Annotated in this window: 17 protein-coding genes; 3 read left to right on the top strand and 14 right to left on the bottom strand. The window is 62.3% G+C overall.

The window, feature by feature from the left end:
• Nucleotides 1–83 precede the first annotated feature (83 nt).
• Genes AC07XM_RS05785 through AC07XM_RS05765 form a run of 5 tightly spaced genes read right to left on the bottom strand, consistent with a single transcriptional unit; the run spans nt 84 to nt 3,967 of the window.
• Nucleotides 84–716, bottom strand: a complete 633-nt coding sequence (locus tag AC07XM_RS05785; RefSeq protein WP_096425432.1) for an SCO family protein — start codon at nt 714–716, stop codon at nt 84–86.
• A complete protein-coding gene (gene cyoE, locus AC07XM_RS05780) occupies nt 713–1,606 on the bottom strand; it encodes a heme o synthase (RefSeq protein WP_016484263.1) in 894 nt (297 codons plus the stop codon). Before cyoE ends, AC07XM_RS05785 begins: the two co-directional genes overlap by 4 nt.
• Nucleotides 1,591–2,670: a COX15/CtaA family protein gene (locus AC07XM_RS05775; RefSeq protein ID WP_016484262.1), complete on the bottom strand. Its 1,080-nt coding sequence runs from the start codon at nt 2,668–2,670 to the stop codon at nt 1,591–1,593. Before AC07XM_RS05775 ends, cyoE begins: the two co-directional genes overlap by 16 nt.
• Before the next feature lie 9 nt (nt 2,671–2,679).
• Nucleotides 2,680–3,261, bottom strand: coding sequence for a PA_0111/PP_0108 family redox-active disulfide protein (locus tag AC07XM_RS05770; RefSeq protein WP_023047106.1), 582 nt, complete (start codon nt 3,259–3,261; stop codon nt 2,680–2,682).
• Nucleotides 3,230–3,967: an SURF1 family protein gene (locus tag AC07XM_RS05765; protein WP_095116362.1), complete on the bottom strand. Its 738-nt coding sequence runs from the start codon at nt 3,965–3,967 to the stop codon at nt 3,230–3,232. The genes AC07XM_RS05770 and AC07XM_RS05765 overlap by 32 nt, the downstream gene beginning before the upstream one ends.
• Before the next feature lie 51 nt (nt 3,968–4,018).
• On the opposite strand from AC07XM_RS05765, the gene AC07XM_RS05760 reads away from it, so the two are divergent.
• Nucleotides 4,019–4,222, top strand: a complete 204-nt coding sequence (locus AC07XM_RS05760; protein WP_016484259.1) for a twin transmembrane helix small protein — start codon at nt 4,019–4,021, stop codon at nt 4,220–4,222.
• A gap of 29 nt (nt 4,223–4,251) precedes the next feature.
• Here AC07XM_RS05760 and AC07XM_RS05755 read toward each other — a convergent pair whose 3' ends face one another.
• Genes AC07XM_RS05755 through coxB form a run of 4 tightly spaced genes read right to left on the bottom strand, consistent with a single transcriptional unit; the run spans nt 4,252 to nt 8,493 of the window.
• The gene (locus AC07XM_RS05755) at nt 4,252–5,139 is read right to left on the bottom strand and encodes a cytochrome c oxidase subunit 3 (protein WP_016484258.1); all 888 of its coding nucleotides are present in this window, start codon (nt 5,137–5,139) and stop codon (nt 4,252–4,254) included.
• A 16-nt stretch (nt 5,140–5,155) separates the two neighbouring features.
• Nucleotides 5,156–5,722, bottom strand: coding sequence for a cytochrome c oxidase assembly protein (locus tag AC07XM_RS05750; RefSeq protein WP_102689249.1), 567 nt, complete (start codon nt 5,720–5,722; stop codon nt 5,156–5,158).
• Between the two features lie 10 nt (nt 5,723–5,732).
• Complete coding sequence (ctaD, locus tag AC07XM_RS05745; protein WP_016484256.1) at nt 5,733–7,322, bottom strand: cytochrome c oxidase subunit I; 1,590 nt, start codon at nt 7,320–7,322, stop codon at nt 5,733–5,735.
• A 43-nt stretch (nt 7,323–7,365) separates the two neighbouring features.
• A complete protein-coding gene (gene coxB, locus AC07XM_RS05740; protein WP_016484255.1) occupies nt 7,366–8,493 on the bottom strand; it encodes a cytochrome c oxidase subunit II in 1,128 nt (375 codons plus the stop codon).
• Between the two features lie 369 nt (nt 8,494–8,862).
• On the opposite strand from coxB, the gene AC07XM_RS05735 reads away from it, so the two are divergent.
• Nucleotides 8,863–9,504 carry a hypothetical protein gene (locus AC07XM_RS05735; protein WP_016484254.1) on the top strand — a complete coding sequence of 214 codons (642 nt, stop codon included), beginning with the start codon at nt 8,863–8,865 and terminating at the stop codon, nt 9,502–9,504.
• A gap of 126 nt (nt 9,505–9,630) precedes the next feature.
• Here the strand turns inward: AC07XM_RS05735 and AC07XM_RS05730 are convergent, their stop codons facing one another.
• The 5 genes from AC07XM_RS05730 to prlC all read right to left on the bottom strand — a co-directional run bounded on the left by AC07XM_RS05730 (nt 9,631) and on the right by prlC (nt 16,001).
• Nucleotides 9,631–11,163 (bottom strand): SulP family inorganic anion transporter, encoded by a 1,533-nt coding sequence (locus AC07XM_RS05730; RefSeq protein ID WP_023047108.1) that lies wholly within the window; start codon nt 11,161–11,163, stop codon nt 9,631–9,633.
• Nucleotides 11,164–11,354: 191 nt separating this feature from the next.
• Nucleotides 11,355–12,074 (bottom strand): carbonic anhydrase, encoded by a 720-nt coding sequence (locus AC07XM_RS05725; protein WP_102689248.1) that lies wholly within the window; start codon nt 12,072–12,074, stop codon nt 11,355–11,357.
• 422 nt (nt 12,075–12,496) lie between these two features.
• Nucleotides 12,497–13,555, bottom strand: coding sequence for a PA0069 family radical SAM protein (locus tag AC07XM_RS05720; protein ID WP_102689247.1), 1,059 nt, complete (start codon nt 13,553–13,555; stop codon nt 12,497–12,499).
• 80 nt (nt 13,556–13,635) lie between these two features.
• Nucleotides 13,636–13,917, bottom strand: a complete 282-nt coding sequence (locus tag AC07XM_RS05715; protein WP_016484250.1) for a YheV family putative zinc ribbon protein — start codon at nt 13,915–13,917, stop codon at nt 13,636–13,638.
• Complete coding sequence (gene prlC, locus AC07XM_RS05710; protein WP_060519840.1) at nt 13,914–16,001, bottom strand: oligopeptidase A; 2,088 nt, start codon at nt 15,999–16,001, stop codon at nt 13,914–13,916. Before prlC ends, AC07XM_RS05715 begins: the two co-directional genes overlap by 4 nt.
• Nucleotides 16,002–16,067: 66 nt before the next feature.
• Between prlC and AC07XM_RS05705 the strand changes: the two genes are divergently transcribed.
• Nucleotides 16,068–16,616, top strand: coding sequence for a gamma carbonic anhydrase family protein (locus AC07XM_RS05705; RefSeq protein ID WP_016497395.1), 549 nt, complete (start codon nt 16,068–16,070; stop codon nt 16,614–16,616).
• Nucleotides 16,617–16,618: the final 2 nt, after the last annotated feature.

The raw sequence follows: 16,618 nt of genomic DNA, 5'->3' as shown, positions 1-16,618 counted from the left end.
CCGCTCCCACCAAGTAAGGCGTACGCCGATCCATGTGGGAGCGGCCTTGCGCCGCGAAAGGCCTGCGCAGCAGGCCCGAAATCTCAATCCCGCTTCAAAAGCCCAGGCAACTGCGCCACCAGCTTCTGGTTGTTGAAGGGCGCCCGAATGAACCCACGCTGACGCCCATCCGGCCCGACAACCGCCAGGTTGCCGCTGTGGTCCACGGTGTACCCCGGCTTGCTGGTATCGGCCGGGATGAACGGAATGCTCAAGGCATTGGCCAGCTTCTGGGTATCTTCGATCGACCCCGCCACCCCGACAAAGTCCTTGTCGAAATAGCCCAGGTACTGCTTCAGCTGGTTCGGCGTATCGCGGTTCGGGTCCACGCTCACCAGCACCACCTGCAGCCGGTCGACGGCTTCCTTGGGCAGCTCGCTCTTCACTTGGCGCAACTGGGCCAGAGTGGTCGGGCAGATGTCCGGGCAGTAGGTGTAGCCGAAGAACAACAGCGACCATTTGCCTTTCAGGTCATCCAGCTGCACGGGCTGGCCGTCCTGGTTGGTCATGGTCACGTCGGCCACGCTGCGGCTCTGCGGCAGCAGGATGATGCCGGCATCAATCAGCTCGGCGGGGTTGGCCTGGTCGCGGCCATTGAGCACCTTGTTGACGGTAAGGCCCAGGATCAACGCGACCAGGGCGACGAGGATGAAGACGGTTTTCTGGGTTCGGGTCATAGGTTCAGCAACAAGTAGTGGTCGAGGAGCAACGCGATGAACAGCGCGAACAGGTAGCCAATAGAGTACTTGAAGGTACCGATCGCCGCGTGCGGCCGGCTGCCACGGTACAGCACCCAGGCCCATTGCAGGAAGCGCAGGCCCAACGCCAGGGCAGAGGCCAGGTACAGCAAACCGCTCATGTGGATGGCATACGGCAGCAGGCTCACCGCCAGCAGTATCAGGGTGTACAGCAGGATATGCAGCTTGGTGTAGCGCTCCCCGTGGGTCACCGGCAGCATCGGGATATCGGCCTTGGCGTATTCTTCCTTGCGGTGAATGGCCAGCGCCCAGAAGTGCGGCGGGGTCCAGGCGAAGATGATCAGCACCAGCAGCAAGGGTTCAGCGCTGACATGGCCGCTTACCGCCACCCAGCCGAGCAGCGGCGGGGCGGCGCCGGCCAGGCCGCCAATGACGATGTTCTGTGGCGTGGCCCGTTTGAGAAAGCCGGTGTAGAGCACCGCATAACCCAGCAGCGAAGCCAGGGTCAGCCAGGCAGTGAGGGCGTTGGTGAACACCAGCAGCAGGGCCATGCCCAGCAGCGCCAGCGCCAGAGCGAACAGCAACGCCGGTAGCGGTTCGACCCGGCCTTGGGCCAGCGGCCGCTTGTGGGTACGGGCCATCAGCGCATCGATGCGCCGGTCCACCACATGGTTGACCACCGCCGCAGCGCCAGCGCACAGGCCGATGCCCAGGTTGCCGAACAGCAGCACGCTCCAGCCGACACCCGCCCGTGTGGCCAGGAACATGCCTGCCAGCGAGGTGATCAGCATCAGAACCACCACCTTGGGCTTGGTCAGCTCCAGGTAATCGCGCCAACTGGCCCGCCGTGCGCTCAGAAGCGTCGCCACGAATCGTTCCTCATGTGATGGGAGATGCCCACACCGGCCACCGGCCGCAGGCGCCAGCCTTGGCCGACGCCCACGCGAACCTTGTCGACCACTCGAATGCGGTAGTTCACCAGCACCATGCTCAGCAGCAGCAGCGCCCCGCCGGCATTGTGCGCAACAGCTACCGCCAGCGGCAGGTGAAACACCACGTTGCTGATACCCAGGCCCACTTGCAGGGCCAGCGCCAGCATTACCAGCCGCGCCAGGCCGGGGAGGCCACAGCGGTGCAGCTTCCAGCTGAGCATCAGCAGCACGCAAGTCACCAGTAGCGCGCCCAGGCGGTGGCTGATGTGGATGGCCGTGCGGGCATCACTGTCCAGTTGCCCGCCCAGGTAATTGGGGCCGACGTGCTGCGTCAGGTGGAAGCCATTGCTGAAGTCCGCCGCCGGCCACCACTGGCCGTGACAGGTAGGCAGGTCGATGCAGGCGACTGCTGCGTAATTGGCACTGACCCAGCCCCCCAAAGCGATCTGGCCGATCACCACCAACAAGGCCAGCGCAGCGATCCGCCGCAGGCTCAACGGCAGTTTCGGCAAAGGCGCAAAGGCACGGGACAGGCGCAGGGACAACAGGAACAACAAGCTCAAGGTAGTAAAGCCACCCAGCAAATGCGCCGTGACCACCTGCGGCCACAGCTTCAGGGTAACCGTCCACATGCCGAAGGCTGCCTGGGCCAGCACCACACCCAGCAGCAGCACCGGCAGGCGATACGGTTGGCCATCGCGGGCATGCCGACGCAGCGCCTGGAAGGCGAGCAGGGCAATCACCATGGCCAAGGTACCTGCGAAATACCGATGGACCATCTCGGCCCAGCCCTTGGCCTCTTCCACCGGGTGATCGGGGAAGTGCAGCTCGGCATGGGCGAGCTGGGCCTCGCTCTTGGGTACGCTGATGAAGCCATAGCAACCCGGCCAGTCAGGGCAGCCAAGGCCGGCATGGGTCAGGCGGGTATAGGCACCGAGCAGGACAACCAGCAGTGCCAGCAGGGTGGCGAACACAGCGATGCGGAATCCAGGTCTGGCCATGGCAGGCTCCTAGCCGATGTTGGACAGCTTGAGCAGGTGGCGCAGGTCATCCAGCACATGCTTGCCGTTGGCCTTGCCGTCGTAACGCAGCACCAGGTTGCCGTGGGGGTCGACGATCCACAGTTGCGGGCCAGGCTCGCCCACCTTCTGCAAATAGCGCGGGGCATCCAGCGGGTAGCGTTGCAGCTGCGGGTACTCGCGGCCCAGCAGCGCCTGGTAGTCGGCGCTCAGCGGCTGGGCTGTGGCCAGTGCATGGCTGGCACGGCTGGCGTCGCGGCCCAGGCCCACCTGGATCTGCCGGGCGAGGTACACCAGGCGCTGGCAGTCCTCGGCACAGGCTTCCGGGGCGCTGACCAGCAATTGCCAGCGCTCGTCCTCGCCTGACACGCCGATATCAGTACGGCTCTCACCGTTGCCGATCATATCGCCGTGGTAGCTGCGGCCCTCCGGCACCCAGAACTTCAGCTTGTACATGCTGGTGGCCAAAATCATCGGCCCGAGCACTACCAGCAGGATCAGCAAAAGCTGCAAACGCCCGCGGGCTCTGGGTTTGCTACGTTCAGGCACGTCCAGTGGAGTGGCGGTGGCCATGGCGTTTCTCCTTGTTGTGGTGCCAGCCGAAATAGAGGTAAAGCAGAACCAGTGCACCCGCCAGGGCAAACCACTGCACGGCGTAGCCCAGGTGTTTTTCCGGGCCCATGGCGACAACCGGCCAGTCCAGGCGATAGGCCGCCGGGCCGGGCTCCAGGCGCAACTCATGGGCATAGCCTTCGCGGGCTAGCTGCGGCCATAGCTGCGCGGCAGCAACGGCGGTGAGCAGATGCGGCCATTGGCCGCCTTCAGGGTCGGGATGCAGCTGGAACGTGCTGCCGGGCGACACATACACCGAAGCGTCCAGTGCCAAGGCCTGTGGAGGGGTATTGAAATGCACCGGCACGCGGCGGTCTGGCCATGGCAGCCAGCCGCGGTTGATCAGCAGCCACTGGCCACTGGCCTGGTCATGGAAGGGTTGCAGCAGTTCGACACCGGCCTGGCCATCGCGCATGCGGTTGTCCAGCAGCACGCTGTGCTCGGCATCGAAGCGGCCGTACAGGTGCACGCGGCGGAAGGCGTTGTCGTCGTTTGATGCGAGCTGGGCCGTGGCGATCGGCGCTTCGACCCGCCGTTCGGCATAAGTGGCCAGCAGCACGCGCTTTTCCTCGGCCCGGCCGAGTTGCCAGCAGCCAAGCGCGATCAGCCCTGGCAGCAGTGCAAGCACCACCAGGGTCGGAATCCAGCCTGGGCGAAACCGCCTCACGGGCGCCTCGCTATACTTATCCACATCACCGCATCCCCCCGGAGTAGCGCCATGCTCAAGGCCGCGATTGTCCTGATGCTGTTGGCCACGATTGCCAGCCTGTTCAGTGGCCTGGTGTTTCTGGTCAAGGACGATGAAAACTCGACGCGTCTGCTGAAGGCTCTGACCGTGCGGGTGACCCTGGCGGCCCTGACAATTGCCCTGGTCGCCTGGGGTTTGCTCAGCGGTCAGCTGGTTTCACACGCCCCCTTCTGAAACTGCACTCGTTTTGCCGGCGATTGGCCCTACAGCACATACACAAAAATGAACAACCCCACCCACACCACGTCGACGAAGTGCCAATACCAGCTGGCTGCCTCGAAGCCGAAGTGTTTCTCGGGGTTGAAATGCCCGCGCAAGATGCGCACGAACATCACGATCAGGATGATCGTGCCCAAGGTCACGTGGGCACCGTGGAACCCGGTGAGCATGAAGAACGTCGCGCCATAGATCCCCGACCCCAGCGTCAGCCCCAGCTTGGTATAGGCTTCGTGATACTCGAAGGCTTGCAAGGCAATGAAGCTGAGCCCCAGCAGGATGGTCAGGGCCATCCAGAATTTCAGCGGACCACGGTGGTCACGGCGCAGGGCGTGGTGGGCGATGGTGATGGTCACACTGGAACTGACCAGCAAGATCGTGTTGATCAGTGGCAGGTGCCACGGGTCGATTACTTCTTTGGGCGGCGGGAACAGTTTCGGATCCGGCGTGTGCAGCAGCGGCCAGGTGAACTCGAAAGTCGGCCACAGCATGTGTGCAACCCCTTTAGCGCCTTCACCTCCCAGCCACGGCCCGGCAAGCACGCGCACGTAGAACAGCGCACCGAAGAAGGCCAGGAAGAACATGACTTCAGAGAAGATGAACCAGCTCATCCCCCAGCGGAACGAGCGGTCCAGCTGCGGGCTGTACAACCCGGCGCGGCTCTCCTTGACCACCGCCCCAAACCAGCCGAACAGCATGTAGGCAAGGAACAAAGCGCCCACGAAGAAAATCAGCGGGCCATGCGATTCCGGGTGGCCGGCCTTCATGTCGTTGAACCAGGTGCCCAGGCCAAACACCGTGATGAACATGCCGATGGTGGCGATGATGGGCCACTTGCTCTGCGCCGGAACGTAGTAGTGCTGATGACTTGCCATTGCTGTTCTCCTTCCCTTAACGGGCGCCCTGGACGTCCTGGGCCGCAACATGCGCGACCGGCGGGTGGCGAGCGGTGATGTCGAACAAGGTGTAGGCCAGTGTCAGGTGCTTCACGCTGGCCGGCAGGTCGCGGTCGACGATGAAGCGCACCGGCATCTCGATGCGTTCGCCGGGCTGCAGCACCTGCTGGGTAAAACAGAAGCACTCGGTCTTGTGGAAGTACGCCGCGGCCTCGGCCGGGGTGATGCTGGGTATGGCTTGCGCGCTCATCGGCCGATCGGTCGGATTGTGCGCAACGAATATCATCTGGTTCACCGCACCCGGGTTGACCTCCAGCTGGTCGGCAGTGGAATAGAAATCCCAGACCATGTCGCTGGCATTGGTCGACATGAACTGCACCCGCACCGAACGCGACGGGTCGCTAACCTGGCTGCCCTCGTATTGCCCACCGGTCTTGCCGTTGATGCCAAAGGCCTTGCACATCACGTCGTAGATCGGCACCAGGACGAAGCCGAAGGCGAACATCACCACCGTCAGCATCAACAGGCGCGTTACCAGGCGTTTCAGCGACAGGCCGTTCATGACAGGTTTCCTATTTCACTTCCGGTGGGGTCTGGAAGGTGTGGTAAGGCGCAGGGGAGGGGATCGACCACTCCAGGCCCTCGGCGCCATCCCAGGGTTTGGCCGGTGCCGGCGCGCCACCGCGAATGCACTTGATGACAATGAACAGGAAGAAGATTTGCGTGGCGCCGAACATGAAGGCACCGATCGACGACACCATATTGAAGTCGGCGAACTGCAGGTTGTAGTCGGGGATGCGACGCGGCATGCCGGCCAGCCCTACGAAGTGCATCGGGAAGAAGGCCATGTTCATGCCGATGAACGACAGCCAGAAGTGCAACTTGCCGAGGGTTTCGTCGTACATGTGGCCGGTCCATTTCGGTAGCCAGTAGTAAGCCGAGGCAAAGATGCCAAAAATCGCCCCGGGTACCAGCACGTAGTGGAAGTGCGCCACCACGAAGTAGGTGTCGTGGTACTGGAAGTCCGCCGGGGCGATCGCCAGCATCAGCCCGGAGAAACCGCCGATGGTGAACAGGATGACGAAGGCGATGGCGAACAGCATCGGCGTCTCGAAGGTGAGCGAGCCTTCCCACATGGTGCTGACCCAGTTGAACACCTTCACCCCTGTGGGCACGGCAATCAGCATGGTGGCGTACATGAAGAACAGCTCGCCCACTACCGGGATGCCGACCACGAACATGTGGTGGGCCCAGACGATGAACGACAGAAAGGCAATTGCGCCGGTGGCGTACACCATCGAGGTGTAGCCGAACAGCGGCTTGCGCGAGAACGCCGGGATGATCGAGCTGACCGCGCCGAACGCCGGCAGGATCATGATGTACACCTCGGGGTGGCCGAAGAACCAGAACACGTGCTGGAACAGCACCGGGTCACCGCCACCGGCCGCGCTGAAGAAACTGGTGCCGAAGTGAATGTCCATCAGCATCATGGTCACCACGCCGGCCAGCACCGGCATCACCGCGATCAACAGAAAGGCCGTGATCAGCCAGGTCCAGACAAACAGCGGCATCTTCATCAGGGTCATGCCTGGCGCACGCAGATTGAGGATGGTGGCAATCACGTTGATCGCGCCCATGATCGAGCTGATGCCCATCAGGTGGATGGCGAAAATGAAGAAGGTGACGCTGGCGGGTGCATAGGTGGTGGACAGCGGGGCGTAGAAGGTCCAGCCGAAGTTCGGCCCGCCACCCGGGCTGAACAGGGTCGAAACCAGCAGCAGGAACGCCGCCGGCAGCAGCCAGAAGCTGAAGTTGTTCATCCGCGGCAAGGCCATGTCGGGCGCCCCGATCATCAACGGGATCATCCAGTTGGCCAGGCCGACGAAGGCCGGCATCACTGCACCGAACACCATGATCAGGCCATGCATGGTGGTCATCTGGTTGAAGAACGCCGGCTCCACGATCTGCAAGCCTGGCTGGAACAGTTCGGCCCGGATGACCATGGCGAACGAGCCACCCAGCAGGAACATGATGAAGCTGAACCACAGGTACATCGTGCCGATGTCTTTATGGTTGGTGGTCAGCACCCAGCGCATCAGGCCCTTGGCCGGGCCGTGCGCATGGTCATGGCCGTGGGCTTGGTCGTCGATCACTGCACTCATGTCCTGTCTCCTGCAACCCATTGGTTGCCGCGAGTAACCCGGTTCACTTGGCTTCTGCCTGCTTCAGCGCCAGCACGTCCTTCGGCGTGACCATGTCGCCTTTGTTGTTACCCCAGGCATTGCGCTCGTAGGTGACCACAGCAGCGATGTCGACTTCCGACAGTTGCTTGCCAAAGGCGGCCATGGCCGTGCCGGGCTTGCCGTGGAAGACAATGCTCAGATGGCCTTCCTTCGGCCCGGTGGCAATCTTCGAGCCCTTGAGCGCCGGGAACATCGGCGGCAGGCCCTGGCCTTCGGCCTGGTGACAGGCCACGCAGGTGGTGTGGTAGACCTTGTCGCCACGCGCCACCAGCTCTTCCAGGGTCCATTCCTTGCTGGTCAGCTCCTTGAGCTTGGCGGCTTCAGCCTTGCGCTCGCCCAGCCAGGTGTCGTAGTCGGCCTTGGACTTGACCTCGACCACCACCGGCATGAAGCCGTGGTCCTTGCCGCACAACTCGGTGCACTGGCCACGGTAGATGCCGGGCTTCTCGATACGGGTCCAGGCTTCGTTGACGAAGCCGGGGATGGCGTCACGCTTGACCGCAAAAGCCGGCACCCACCAGGAGTGGATGACATCCGCGGCGGTCACCAGGAAGCGCACCTTGGCACCCACCGGCAGCACCAGCGGCTGGTCGACTTCAAGCAGGTAATGCTCGTCCTTGGGGGCCTTGTTGTGAATCTGATCGGCAGGGGTGGCGAGGTTGCTGAAGAACTCCACGTCCTGACCCAGGTATTTGTAGTGCCACTTCCACTGGTAGCCGGTGACCTGGATGTCGATGTCCGACTCGCTGGCGTCGTAGATGTCGATCAGGGTCTTGGTGGCCGGAATGGCCATCACCACCAGAATCAGGAAGGGCACCACGGTCCAGAGGATTTCCACCCAAGTGTGCTCGTGGAAATGCGCAGCCTGCTGGCCAGTGGAGCGGCGGTGGACGACCATCGACCAGAACATCGCGCCAAACACCACGATGCCAATGATCACGCAGATCCAGAAGATGGTCATGTGCAAGTCGAAGACGGCGTTGGAAACTTCCGTCGCCCCCGGGTGCATGTTCACGGTCCAGGCGGCATTGGCCTGACCAAAAACCGACCACAACAGGAGGCCCATCCAGACATGTGGATGTCGCATCATTGCGGGTTCCCCTTCTAATTCTTGTTGTCCCGGAGGCGTGGCCTGCGGCAAGAGGGAACGGCGGTCAAGACTGCCTGGCTTCGACGACCGAGCCCCTGCTAAAAGCAGTCGGGCCTCATCAACGAATCACGTTCAACGGGAGTATAGACAGCGACCAATGGCACGCAATGAAGCGTGTGAAATGAACTTCACGAAATGGCTGAATGGCCTGAAAGCCGCGTGCTTGATGGGGAATGGCGTAATAATGGCACGGCTATATGCCTGATAGCGCACACGTTTGCGCGACTTATAACAAATACGTCTTAGGTATTCTGTATACCGAGCTAATTTAGTGTCTTCCGTTTGAAACGTAATGTCCCTGGAGTTGTCATGAACATCGCTGCTGTACGCGAGCAGGTAAGCCAAGCCCATCAACATGAAGGCCAGACCGGCCAATTGAAAGAGCGTCTCGAGCTGCAACTGCCCCACCTGCATCCCTCGATCCAACTGCCTGAGCAGGACGCCCAGGGTACTTTGGCGCGCTTCGTCAGCGCCTACATCGATCAGGTTCCGGAACTGCTGGAGGCCGCCCACGCGGTCGCCCGCGAAGCCGGGATCGAATCGCAGATCAAACCCGTACTGAAAATTGCCGAAGCCTACTTCCTGCAGCCGCCCAGCGTGATGCAAGGGCATGTCGGCCTGGACTGCTTGCTGGATGAGGCCTACCTGGCGCACCGCCTGGTGGAAGAGGTGAATGACTTGTACATCCGCCACTTCCAGCAGCCATTGATCCCGGTCGACACCACTGTCGCCAACCTGATTGCCCACCAGTTGATTGGCGAAAGCTTTGCCAACCAGCTGGATGAAGTGGTGCACCACTCGGTTGACGAAATGCTCAATGACGAAAGCTTTGCGGTGGAGTCGGTGGAGGCGTACCGCGAGAAGCTGAGCAGCCCGGCAACCGGCGAGGCGTGGAAGCGCTGGCCTTGCCTGTCGCGCCAGCTGGGTGTGGAGCTGGGTCAACCAGCCTGATATTCCAGTAACGGCCTCTTCGCGGGCTCGCCCGCTGCCACAGGTACTGCACAGCATTGAGTGTCTGCGCGGTCCCTGTGGCAGCGGGTTCACCCGCGAAGAGGCCAGTTCAGGCGATAGAAGTTTTCAGGCCCCAACCCCCGCCGTAGTCCGCAACCGCCCCTCGATCCGCCGCTTCAGGCGCCGCTGCTCTATCAGCAACCGTGACCCATTGGCCGAATTGCTGCGGCTCCAGTCCTCCAGCAACTCAAGGCACGAGTGATCGATATAGCTCAGGTTACCCAACGGCACATGCAGCGTAGTGCCCGCCGGTACCGTATCCAGCACCTGGGTCAGCGCCGGCACCTTGAGGAACGTCGCCGCGCCACTGAGGCGCAGTTCCATGTGCCCGGCCTTCTCCAGGCTCACCAGGTTGATCTTCAGCCGCGCCGCCTTGAACGCCAGCTTCAGCAGGGTCAGGGCAAAGCCCAGCAGCACGCCGGTCAGCAGGTCGGTGAAGATGATCGCCAGGGCTGTCGCCGCATAGGTGAACATCGGCATGCGGCCATAACGGCCCAGGCCACGAAACGCCTTGAAATCAACCAACTTCACCCCGGTAAACACCAGCACACCCGCCAGGCTCGCCACCGGAATCTGCTGCAGCACGCTGCTCAACACCACCACGAAGGCCAACAGCCACAGCCCGTGGAAGATCGCCGATGCCCGTGTCTGCGCGCCCGCCTGCACATTGGCCGAACTGCGCACGATCACGCCCGTCATCGGCAGCGCTCCGAGCACGCCACAGAGCATGTTGCCGATACCTTGGGCCGACAGCTCACGGTCGAAGTCCGAACGCTGGCCGCTGTGCATCCGGTCCACCGCCGCAGCCGACAGCAAGGTTTCGGCGCTGGCGATGAAGGCCAGGGCAAAGGCGGCAACCAGCAGGGTAGGGTCGGCCAGTTGCATCAGGTCACCCGGGCGGATCCAGTCGACGGCCTCGGACAGGTCTGCCGGCACCTGCACACGGTTTACCGGCAAGGCCAGCCACATACTGATGACGGTCATGGCTGCAACACCCAACAGGGCCCCAGGGACGAAGCGCAGCCGCTGGGGCCGCAGGCGCTCCCAGCCCCACATGATAGCGATGGTACCCAGGCCGAGCGCACCCGCCATCCAGCCGGAGCCTGAGCGTTCCTGTGGCAGGGCTGCGGCCACGGTGGACGGGAATTCCAGCAGGTTCTGCAGCCCCGAAGGCTGCGGCGCTGTATCGAACATCACATGTATCTGCGACAACACGATCAGCACGCCGATGCCCGCCAACATGCCGTACACCACCGCTGGCGCAGTGACGCGAAACCAGCAACCCAGACGCAGGCGCCCAGCCAGCAACTGCAGCAGCCCCGCCAGCAACAAGATCGGCCCGAGCATGGCCACGCCATGCTGGCGCACCAGCTCGAACACCAGTACCGCCAAGCCGGCGGCCGGGCCACTGACCTGCAATGGCGAACCGGCGAGGAAACCCACCACAACGCCGCCGATAATGCCGGTAATCAGGCCCTTGGCCGGCGGCATGCCCGATGCAATCGCGATACCCATGCACAATGGCAGGGCCACCAGAAAGACCACCACCGACGCCAGCAACTCACGCGGCAGGGCCGCTTTCAACTGTGTAATGTTCACCGTGTTTCTCCTTTCTTTGTCACACGGTCATTCCTCTGACCGTGGGCACGTTTGCCCCTGACTAGCGCGCAAGCGCGGGCCGCCAGCGGGCTTGCCGGCAGGGCAGTCAGGGAATTCAAGGCAGCCGAAGGCCGCGCCACACCCCAGCAGGGTGCAGCCGGCTATCAAGGTTCTAGCGGTGGATGGGTCGCTTAGTAGCGGCCTCTCGGAGTAGCGCAGGGGACCGGCTCGCCAGCAGCCAGGGGCAGGAAGCTGTCGCTGATGGCGTCGTAGGCTTCGATCTTGCTGGTTTCGATGTCGTAAACCCAGCCATGAATGAACAGCTCACCGGCTGCAAGGCGCGAAGCAACCGAAGGGTGGGTGCGCAGGTGATGCAACTGGGCGATCACGTTTTCCTTGGTCAGCACCTGCATGGTTTCGTGTTCGGTACCGCACGAGCAGTTGTTCTCGACCACGGTACGTGCCACTTCGGCATGGCGCAGCCAGGCAGAAACAGTCGGCATCTTGGTCAGCGATTGCGGGTTGAGTACCGCACGCATGGCGCCACAGTCGGAGTGGCCACAGACGATGATGTGGTGCACTTTCAGCGCAAGCACGGCGTATTCGATGGCGCTGGAAACGCCGCCGTTCATCTGGCCGTAGGGCGGTACCACGTTACCCACGTTACGGGTTATGAACAGGTCGCCGGGCGAGCTCTGGGTGATCAACTCGGGGACGATGCGCGAGTCGGCGCAGGTGATGAACATGGCACGCGGCGTTTGCGCAGTGGCGAGCTTCTTGAACAGCTCTTGCTGCTCGGGGAAGACGTCATGGTGAAAGCGCAGGAAGCCGTCGACGATGTGCTTCAGGGCGGCATCGGCGCCCTCGGCGGGTACATCCGGAACGACCTTGGATGGGTCCTTGACGGGCATGATTCATCCTCTTGACGGTGTGGTGGTAAATCCATTTTACCGGGGAAAGATTATGGCTATGCAGGGTTTTAGATGACACGCACGGGCCATAGATCACAGTCGGTGTGGACTGATTGCCTACGCTAGCGGGGAAAACTTAACTGAAACTTAATTCGGAGGCTCTAGAACGGGTGTTCCAGATGTAAAAGGCGGGAGCTGGATAATAGCAAAAAAACATCAACTGCCAATATGTATTAGCGCAATTATTAACTCGGATTAGTTGTATTGAGGGCTGGCAATAGGCCCCATTTGGGAACCTGAGACCTCCAAGGTACCTGTGGGAGCGGGCATGCCCGCGAAAAGGGCAACTCGGTATATGGCACCGGCTGCGCCGGTGTTCGCGGGCACGCCCGCTCCCACAAAAACCGTGATCTGTTCAAAGATCAAAATAGGGGCATCTGCCCACCGGGCGGGCAGAAGGCAGAGCAATCCAGCGTCTGTGCCTCGCGCCCTTCAAAATCCAGCCGCTTCATGGCTTTGGCAAAGCGCTGAGCCAACAACTCGGCAAATACCCCTTCACCGCGCCTGCGCGCACCAAACCGGCTGTCATACAGCTCGCCGCCCCGGCTCTGGCGGATCAGGCTCAACACATGGGCCGCCCGTTGCGGATAATGGTCCTGCAGCCACTGCTCGAACAGAGGCGCCACTTCCAGTGGCAGGCGCAGCATCATGTAGGCCGCGCTCTGTGCGCCAGCTTCCTTGGCAGCCTCCAGCAAGCGCTCCAGCTCACTGTCGTTGATCATCGGAATCATCGGCGAACACAGCACCCCCACTGGCACACCCGCCTCGCGTAGCACGCGGATGGCCCTCAACCGGGCATTGGGTGACGCCGCCCGCGGTTCCAGAACCCGCTTGAGGTCGTCGTCCAGCGTCGTCAGGCTGATCATCACTCGCGCCAGTCGTTGCCGGGCCATTTCGGCCAGCAGGTCGAGGTCACGCAACACCAGCGAGCCCTTGGTCACGATGGTCACCGGGTGACGAAAACGCAGCAACACTTCGAGCAGGCGCCGTGTCAGCAACTGGTCCCGCTCGATCGGCTGGTACGGGTCGGTATTGGAGCCCAGGTTGATCGGCGCGCACACGTAGCCCGGTTTGCTCAACTGCTGCGCGAGTATCTCGGCGGCATTGGTCTTGGCGATCAGCTTGGTTTCGAAGTCCAGGCCGGGGGAGAGGTCCCAATAGGCATGGGAAGGCCGGGCATAGCAGTAGATGCAGCCATGCTCGCAGCCGCGGTAAGGGTTGATGGAGCGGTCAAAGGGCAGGTCGGGCGATGTATTGCGGGTGATGACCGATTTCGCTGTCTCGCTGCGCACTTCGGTGCCTTGGGTCTGCGGCACTTCCTGATACCAGCCGTCGTCCTCGACCACCGAATGGTTGGGGGCAAAGCGGTTATGCGGATTGTGCGCCGTGCCACGGCCCTTTAATGGTGCTGGAGGATTCATGGCTAACCCCTATACTGTATTTACATACAGTATCGCGACTACCATGAATCCACCAGCGCCTCTGATCCGACAGCCAGTGCTTACTCTGTCGGTTTCTTCAGCTTCGGATTAGGGAAGAACTGCACCGTCTGTACTTTGGCCGGCGCCGCCTTGGGTGCCAGGTGGTTAACCCGGGTACCGAGCTCCTTGGGCACCGACAAGCCCTGCTCGTTGAGGGTGTCGGTGAACCCGCAGGCGACGCACTCGCGGTGCGGTACGTCGTCTTCGCTCCACATCATCAGCTTGTCAGGCTCGCTGCATGCGGGGCATACCGCCCCGGCAATGAAGCGCTTCTTGGTCTTGTTCACAGCTACCTCGCTCACGCCGCAGCGCCTTCGGTAAGGCCGCTGTGCCGCAGCAGCGCATCAATGGAAGGCTCACGGCCACGGAAGTCGACAAACAGCACCATCGGCTCGCGCGAACCGCCACGGGCCAGGATAGCCTCGCGGAAGGCGCGGCCGGTCTCGGCATTCAGCACACCTTCTTCCTCGAAGCGCGAGAAGGCGTCAGCCGACAGCACTTCAGCCCACTTGTAGCTGTAGTAGCCCGCCGCATAACCGCCAGCAAAGATGTGCGCGAAGCTATTGGGGAAGCGGTTGTACGCCGGTGGGCGCATGACCGACACCTCGTCGCGCACGCCTTCGAGCACCTGCAGCACGCTGCGGCCGTCGCCATGGCTGGCGTGTAGCTCGAAGTCGAACAGCGAGAATTCAAGCTGGCGCACCATCATCATGCCCGACTGGAAGTTCTTCGCCGCCAGCATTTTGTCCAGCAGGTCCTGAGGCAAGGCCGCGCCGGTTTCGTAATGGCCGGAGATCAGTGCCAGGCCTTCTGGCTCCCAGCACCAGTTTTCCATGAACTGGCTCGGCAGCTCGACCGCGTCCCAGGCCACGCCGTTGATACCCGAAACACCGGCATGCTCGATGCGGGTCAGCAGGTGGTGCAGGCCGTGGCCGAATTCGTGGAACAGGGTGGTGACTTCATCATGGGTCAGCAGTGCCGGCTTGCCGGGTGCGGCCGGAGTGAAGTTGCACACCAGGTTGGCCACCGGGCTCTGCAGTTCGCCACCGGCAGTACGACGACGGTCGCGGGCGCCATCCATCCAGGCCCCGCCGCGCTTGTTGGCGCGGGCGTAAAGGTCGAAGAAGAAGCGGCCGACATGCTGGCCGTTTTCCTTGATCTCGAACAGGCGTACGTCCGGGTGCCAGCTGTCGAAGCCCTTGAGTTCGGCGATTTCGATGCCGTACAGGCGCTGCACAATGCTGAACAGGCCACCCAGCACCTTATCGATCGGGAAATAGGCACGCAGGGCTTCCTGCGACACGCTGTAGCGCTGCTCGCGCAGCTTCTCGCCAAAGTAGCCGGCGTCCCAGCTGGCCAGTTCAGGGCAGCCTTGCTCAGCGGCGTAGGCCTTGAGCTGCTCCAGGTCCTGGGCTGCAAAAGGCTTGGAACGCTTGGCCAGGTCACGCAGGAAGCTCAGCACCTGGTCGCTGGACTCAGCCATTTTGGTGGCCAGGCTCAGCTCGGCGTAGTTCTTGTAGCCCAGCAGTTCGGCCAGCTCCTGGCGCAGGTCAAGGATTTGCTGCATGACCGGGCCGTTGTCGAACTGGCCGGCATTCGGGCCCTGGTCCGAGGCGCGGGTGCAGTAGGCGGCGTACACTTCTTCGCGCAGGGCGCGGTCGCTGGCGTAGGTCATCACGGCGTAGTAGCTGGGGAATTCCAGGGTAATCAGCCAGCCTTCAAGGCCCTTGGCCTGGGCCGCAGCGGCCATCTGCGCCTTGGCCGAGTCGGTCAGGCCGGCCAGCGCGGCTTCGTCGGTAACGTGCTTGGTCCAGGCCTGGGTAGCGTCGAGCAGCTGGTTGGAGAAGCGGCTGCCCAGCTCGCTGAGCTTGCTTTGCACTTCGGCATAGCGCTGCTGCTTGTCCGCCGGCAGGTCGATACCCGACAGGCGGAAGTCACGCAGCGCATGCTCGAGGATAGTTTTTTGCGCCACGTCGAAACCGGCGGCTTCAGGGCTGTTGATCAACGCCTGGTAGGCGTCGAACAGCGCACGGTTCTGGCCCAGTTCGGTAGAGTAGGCGCTCAGCGCTGGCAGGCACGACTCGTAAGCCTCGCGCAGCTCTGCGCTGTTGCACACTGCGTTGAGGTGGCTGACCGGGCTCCAGGCAGCGCCCAGGCGGTCGTTCAGTTCGTCTATCGCCAGCACCAGGCCAGCCCAGGTAGGGGCCTTGCCCTGCTTTTCGAGGATCTCGGCAATGGCTTTACGGTTGTCGGCCAGGATCGCTTCGATCGCCGGCAACACGTGTTCGGCACGGATTTGCGAGAAGGGCGGCAGATCGTGGGATTGCAAAAGCGGGTTGTTCGCAGTCACGGTTTGGATACCTTGGCAGAAGAAACACTGCCCCATCTTAATTACAATCGACGCCGACCGCAGCAGGCAGCCTGCCTATCGGCACAGATGAGAGACGCTATCATGGCCATCCGAAGCTTCCAGCAACACACTCCGAAAGTGGGACTCCGTGCCTTCGTCGACCGTTCGGCGGTGGTGCTGGGCGACGTGGAGATTGGTGAAGACAGCTCGATCTGGCCCATGACCGTGGTGCGCGGCGACATGCACCGCATCCGCATCGGTGCGCGCACCAGCGTGCAGGACGCCAGCGTGCTGCACATCACCCACGCCGGCCCGTTCAACCCGGACGGCTTCCCGCTGATCATCGGTGACGAGGTGACCATTGGCCATAAGGTGATGCTGCATGGCTGCACCCTGGGCAACCGCATCCTGGTCGGCATGGGCAGCACCATCATGGATGGCGCCATCGTTGAAGACGAAGTGATCATCGGTGCAGGCAGCCTGGTACCACCGGGCAAACGCCTGGTCAGTGGTTACCTGTACATGGGCAGCCCGGTGAAACAGGCCAGGTTGCTGAACGACAAAGAGCGCGCGTTCTTCTCCTACAGCGCCGGCAACTACGTGAAGCTCAAGGACCAGCACCTGGCCGAAGGCTACGACCAACCGGAATAAAC

Source organism: Pseudomonas sp. GW460-LB5, from assembly GCF_059423245.1.
Note: the sequence above shows the minus strand (reverse complement) of the source record. Positions and strands in the feature narration are given on the sequence as shown.

What these genes read in the sequence shown, in the direction of transcription:
- AC07XM_RS05785 (WP_096425432.1), bottom strand. Translation starts at nt 716, where the DNA reads ATGACCCGAACCCAGAAAACCGTCTTCATCCTCGTCGCCCTGGTCGCG.
- AC07XM_RS05775 (WP_016484262.1), bottom strand. Translation starts at nt 2,670, where the DNA reads ATGGCCAGACCTGGATTCCGCATCGCTGTGTTCGCCACCCTGCTGGCA.
- AC07XM_RS05770 (WP_023047106.1), bottom strand. Translation starts at nt 3,261, where the DNA reads ATGGCCACCGCCACTCCACTGGACGTGCCTGAACGTAGCAAACCCAGA.
- AC07XM_RS05760 (WP_016484259.1), top strand. Translation starts at nt 4,019, where the DNA reads ATGCTCAAGGCCGCGATTGTCCTGATGCTGTTGGCCACGATTGCCAGC.
- AC07XM_RS05755 (WP_016484258.1), bottom strand. Translation starts at nt 5,139, where the DNA reads ATGGCAAGTCATCAGCACTACTACGTTCCGGCGCAGAGCAAGTGGCCC.
- AC07XM_RS05750 (WP_102689249.1), bottom strand. Translation starts at nt 5,722, where the DNA reads ATGAACGGCCTGTCGCTGAAACGCCTGGTAACGCGCCTGTTGATGCTG.
- ctaD (WP_016484256.1), bottom strand. Translation starts at nt 7,322, where the DNA reads ATGAGTGCAGTGATCGACGACCAAGCCCACGGCCATGACCATGCGCAC.
- coxB (WP_016484255.1), bottom strand. Translation starts at nt 8,493, where the DNA reads ATGATGCGACATCCACATGTCTGGATGGGCCTCCTGTTGTGGTCGGTT.
- AC07XM_RS05735 (WP_016484254.1), top strand. Translation starts at nt 8,863, where the DNA reads ATGAACATCGCTGCTGTACGCGAGCAGGTAAGCCAAGCCCATCAACAT.
- AC07XM_RS05725 (WP_102689248.1), bottom strand. Translation starts at nt 12,074, where the DNA reads ATGCCCGTCAAGGACCCATCCAAGGTCGTTCCGGATGTACCCGCCGAG.
- AC07XM_RS05720 (WP_102689247.1), bottom strand. Translation starts at nt 13,555, where the DNA reads ATGAATCCTCCAGCACCATTAAAGGGCCGTGGCACGGCGCACAATCCG.
- prlC (WP_060519840.1), bottom strand. Translation starts at nt 16,001, where the DNA reads ATGGGGCAGTGTTTCTTCTGCCAAGGTATCCAAACCGTGACTGCGAAC.
- AC07XM_RS05705 (WP_016497395.1), top strand. Translation starts at nt 16,068, where the DNA reads ATGGCCATCCGAAGCTTCCAGCAACACACTCCGAAAGTGGGACTCCGT.